Source organism: Desulfovibrio sp. (assembly GCF_047607245.1).
Taxonomy (GTDB): Bacteria; Desulfobacterota; Desulfovibrionia; order Desulfovibrionales; family Desulfovibrionaceae; genus Desulfovibrio.
Genome location: NZ_JASGDK010000095.1, coordinates 1 through 4,447, shown reverse-complemented (window position 1 = coordinate 4,447; position 4,447 = coordinate 1). Strand labels below are relative to the sequence as shown.

5 protein-coding genes and 1 pseudogene are annotated in these 4,447 nt (G+C 57.0%); all 6 read left to right on the top strand.

Going from position 1 to position 4,447, the window contains the following annotated elements:
* A partial coding sequence (locus tag QM579_RS07650) for a branched-chain amino acid ABC transporter permease (RefSeq protein ID WP_414998576.1) occupies positions 1-538 on the top strand: 538 nt, incomplete at its 5' end.
* Positions 539-606: 68 nt separating this feature from the next.
* The gene (locus QM579_RS07645; RefSeq protein WP_414998575.1) at positions 607-1,377 is read left to right on the top strand and encodes an ABC transporter ATP-binding protein; all 771 of its coding nucleotides are present in this window, start codon (positions 607-609) and stop codon (positions 1,375-1,377) included.
* A 9-nt stretch (positions 1,378-1,386) separates the two neighbouring features.
* Positions 1,387-2,109: an ABC transporter ATP-binding protein gene (locus QM579_RS07640; protein WP_414998574.1), complete on the top strand. Its 723-nt coding sequence runs from the start codon at positions 1,387-1,389 to the stop codon at positions 2,107-2,109.
* A gap of 212 nt (positions 2,110-2,321) precedes the next feature.
* Complete coding sequence (locus QM579_RS07635; protein ID WP_414998573.1) at positions 2,322-2,726, top strand: hypothetical protein; 405 nt, start codon at positions 2,322-2,324, stop codon at positions 2,724-2,726.
* A gap of 323 nt (positions 2,727-3,049) precedes the next feature.
* On the top strand, positions 3,050-3,472 hold the full coding sequence (locus tag QM579_RS07630; RefSeq protein ID WP_414998572.1) for an EF-hand domain-containing protein: 423 nt from the start codon (positions 3,050-3,052) through the stop codon (positions 3,470-3,472).
* Positions 3,462-4,447, top strand: a pseudogene (locus QM579_RS07625) (YgiQ family radical SAM protein); the annotation flags it as partial. The gene QM579_RS07630 and the pseudogene QM579_RS07625, both read left to right, overlap by 11 nt.

Below are 4,447 nucleotides of genomic sequence, written 5' to 3'. Positions count from 1 at the left end.
TGTGATGGTGTCTGTCATGATGCTCTACCGGCTGGTCAACAGCACCCTGGGCAAGGGCATTCCCGCCGTCTGCCAGAACGAGGTTGCCGCTGAAATCATGAGCGTCAACACCAAGAAGGTCAAACTTGTGGCCTTTATGGTGTCGGCGGGCATAGCGGGCATGGCGGGCGCGGTATACGCCCACATGTTCAGCTCCATTTACGCCAACAGCTTCGGCATCATGAAGTCCACCGAAGCTATGGTAATGGTTTACCTCGGCGGCATGGGCTCCCTTTCGGGTTCGGTGATGGCGGCCATTCTCTTTACCCTGCTTATCGAAGTGCTGCGCTTCGCCCTGCCCGCCCTGAGCGACCTCATGCACAACCTGCCCTTTGTGCCGGACAGCTTCATGATCAGCCAGGAATGGAAGTGGGTGCTTATTCCCCTTATTCTCATCCTGCTCATGCAGTTCCGCCCCGAAGGACTTTTGGGCAACCGCGAACTTACCCAGGTCTTTCCCCGACTGAAAAGACTGCTCACCACCGCTCGCGTGGAATAACCGGCGGCGGCAAATCTTGGTTGTACGGACAAAATTCCTGATGACCGACAACATACTGGGGGCAAACCTTGGCACTGCTTGAAATGAAGGACGTGTCGCAACGCTTCGGCGGTCTTATTGCGCTGTCATGCTTCAACATACGAATTGAGGAAAACAGCCTGACGGGCCTTATCGGGCCTAACGGAGCTGGTAAAACAACGGTATTCAACCTGGCTTCGGGATTCTATCACGCAAGCGAAGGCGACATCGTTTTTGATAATTACACGTATCACTCCAAGCTCGAACCACACGAAGTGACCAATCTGGGCATGGCGCGCACCTTTCAGAACATCCGCCTGTGGAGCGACATGAGCGTTCTGGACAACATCTGCGTGTCGCAATACAGCCGTCTGGGCTATGGCCTGCTGGACGCATGGTTCAACACTGGCCGCTACGGCCGTGAAGAAAAGCGGGTAAAAAACAAGGCCGCCCATATTCTTGAGGTAATGGAACTCAGCGATGTGGCGGGCGAACTGCCCAAAAACCTGCCCTACGGCCTGCAACGCCGGGTGGAGCTTGCCCGTGCGCTTTCCACAGACCCCAAGCTGCTTTTGCTGGACGAACCCGCAGCCGGGCTCAACTCTTCGGACGTGGACGGCCTTATCAAGCATATTGGCTGGATTTATGACCAGTTCAAGATCGCCATCTGGATGATCGAGCACCAGATGAAGGTGGTCATGTCGCTCTGCCAGCACATCACGGTACTGGAGTTCGGGCAGATCATCGCCAGCGGCACGCCGCAGGAAATTCAAAGCAATCCGGATGTCATCAAGGCATATCTGGGCGACGAAAACGTGTAAGGGGGCCACATGTTGCTGGAAGTTGAAAATCTCTACGCGGGATACGGCAAGATCGAAGCCCTGCACGGTATATCGTTTCATGTGAACGAAGGCGAAATCGTCACGCTTATCGGGGCCAACGGCGCAGGAAAATCCACCACGCTCAAGGCCGTCATGCGGCTTACGCCGCCAGAATCGCCCACCGTGTTCAGCGGCGACATCCGTTTCAGGGGCAAATCCATCCTCAAGACTGAAGCACACAACATTGTGGCTCACCTGAAAATGGATCTTGTGCCCGAGGGCAGACATATTTTCGGTAACCTCACAGTGCACGAAAATCTCAAGCTCGCCACCTGGACCCGCAAAGGCAGCGGCATTGAAAAGGACATGGACAGGGTTTTTGATCTCTTTCCCCGCCTCAAGGAGCGCATGCACCAGCGCAGCGACACCCTTTCAGGCGGCGAACAGCAGATGCTGGCTGTTGGCCGGGCGCTTATGACAGACTGCTCGGTCATCCTGCTGGACGAACCATCTATGGGCCTTTCGCCCCTGCTTATGTACGACATGTTCCGCACTTTCAAAAAACTCAACAGTGAGGGGCTCACTGTTATCGTGGTGGAGCAGAATGCCCGCCTGGCCCTTCAGGTTGCAGACCGCGGCTATGTTCTGGACACAGGAGCCATTGTGGCTCAGGGAACTGCGGCGGAACTGGCCGACACGCCTGAAATCAAGGCCGCCTATCTGGGCGCGTAACAGCAAACACCGCTGCCGGGTTTCGTTTTTACCTTTCGCGAAATCCCGGCAACGCAATACGGAGCCAGCATGCCTCCGCCCCGACCGGGAGTTACAGCTTCCGTATACAGGGACGGCACAAAGGGGTATGCTGGCTCCGTTACAATTTCGTATTGGATCTGTGAGCCTGTAACGCAACCTGCCAAAGCCACCACAAAGCAAGCGGAGGAAGCATGAGCCAAGAACAAGCCCCCAATCCGGCCCTGACCCAGCTTACCCAGTGGCTGCGCCAAAGGCACAGTCAGGTAATGCAGGCTGAAGCAAACGCTTTGCAATGTCTTGACGCTGGCGACACGCCCGGACACAATGCCTGTATGCGCCAGAAGGCAGAGCTGCTGTCCTCTATGGCTGATGATGCCAAGCCCATGCTCGAATTTCTGCCCGGCGAGCAACGCTTCAATCTGGCAATGGCTCTTGAAAATTTTTCTTCCAGCGCCCGCATGTCCTTGCGACTCAATTCGATCTTTTACATGGGTGCCCTTCTTTATCCCGATGATCACCAAAAGGGCGAACCGGACAACCTGATACGGTGCATCGAGCGTATGGAAAAAGAAGGGCCGGACTTTCGCCACGACTAGGCAGGACGCCGAAACTGTGTTTTCTGAGCGGATACCTTTGAAGCGCACTGTTTTTCAAAGGTCTTCTGCTTCAGGTTTGTTTTTCTGGCATCAGTTGTCGGCTGACCATACGGCGCTTCCAGTTTTTGCAGTTCACACGGGATATACACCCCGGAAATAAAAAACTGACAGAGCAACGGCACAAGAGGTTTATCGGAACACTTGTCAAAGCCTTTTGCGAACTTATTTCAAAAGTAGCTGGCTGTCCGCATGACAGCACACTCCCCAAAACAGCACCGCCCGGCATGGGGCCGCGCGGCTTCAGAACTTTCAAGGAGTACCGCATGACGCGCACCCTACATTTGCCCGACATTTCAGCCCTGCTGAAAATATCTCTGCTTCCTCTGCTGGCGGCTCTTGTGCTTATGGCCTCCCCAAGCCACGCCATGCCCGGTATGGGCAGCGGTTCTGGCGGCATGGGCGACAAGTTCAGCCAGATGGATACTGATAAAGACGGAAAGGTCAGCCGCGAAGAGTTCAAGGCGCTCTTTCCCAATATGCGTGAAGAAGCTTTTGTGGCCATCGACAAGGACGGCGACGGATTCATCTCTGTTGACGAATGGAACGGCTTCATGAAGGACCACTCCTCCGGCATGCGCCCCAATACTATGAATGACGGCCCCATGCCCACCGTTCCCGGCAACCCAATGATGCCAAACCCCGGCAGTGCTGAACTGCCGCTGGTCATGCCCCCCAATGGCAACTAAACGCTCTGCATCGGCCTTTTCCGAGCCCCGGCGTTCCTCAGCGAATGCCGGGGCCGCTTCTGTTTCCGGCCCGAAATCCGGCAACGGACAGCCTCTCTTTGTTCCTATGAGCGCCGAAGAAATGCGTGCGCTCGGCTGGGACAGTCTGGACGTGCTCTTTATCACTGGCGATGCCTACGTGGATCATCCCTCGTTCGGCAGCGTTCTGCTGGCCCGGTGGCTTATCCACCACGGCTACCGCGCGGGCATTGTGGCACAACCACGCTGGGAAACTCCCGGAGACCTGCTGGTTATGGGCAGACCGCGCCTGTTCGCTGGTGTCAGTGCAGGAGCGCTGGATTCGCTTCTGGCCCACTACACGGCCTTTCGCAAAAAGCGTCATGACGACGCCTATACTCCGGGTGGCAAAGCTGGCGCACGGCCCAACAGGGCTTGTCTGGTATACGCCAACCTGGCCCGCCGGGCATTTCCCGGCCTGCCTCTGGTGCTTGGCGGCATTGAAGGCAGCCTGCGCCGTGTGAGCCACTATGATTTCTGGACAGATTCGCTGCGTAAGCCCATTCTTATGGACGCCAAGGCCGATCTGCTCATCTGGGGCATGGGCGAACGCGCCACGCTGGAATGCGCACAACGGCTTGATGCTGGCGAAGACCTGCGCGGCATCCCCGGCACGGCATGGCTGGACAAGCTGGAACAAACGGCTGAAGGCCCACGGCCCGCCAACCTGCCAGCAGATATGGCCCAGACCCCTTGTGTGCCACTGCCCAGTCACGAAGAAATTTTGGCTGATCCAGTGCAACTGCTGACTATGACGCAGGAACTGGAGCGGCAGGTTCACAGGCTGGACGCCGGGGCCTTTCAGCCCGTTGGCGACCGCGCCCTTGTGCTGGCCCGCCCGGCTCCGCCCCTGACAACGCAGGAAATGGACGCCCTGTACGAAATCCCCTTTACCCGGCGGCCTCACCCAAGCTACCG

What these genes read in the sequence shown, in the direction of transcription:
- QM579_RS07640 (WP_414998574.1), top strand. Translation starts at nt 1,387, where the DNA reads ATGTTGCTGGAAGTTGAAAATCTCTACGCGGGATACGGCAAGATCGAA.
- QM579_RS07635 (WP_414998573.1), top strand. Translation starts at nt 2,322, where the DNA reads ATGAGCCAAGAACAAGCCCCCAATCCGGCCCTGACCCAGCTTACCCAG.
- QM579_RS07630 (WP_414998572.1), top strand. Translation starts at nt 3,050, where the DNA reads ATGACGCGCACCCTACATTTGCCCGACATTTCAGCCCTGCTGAAAATA.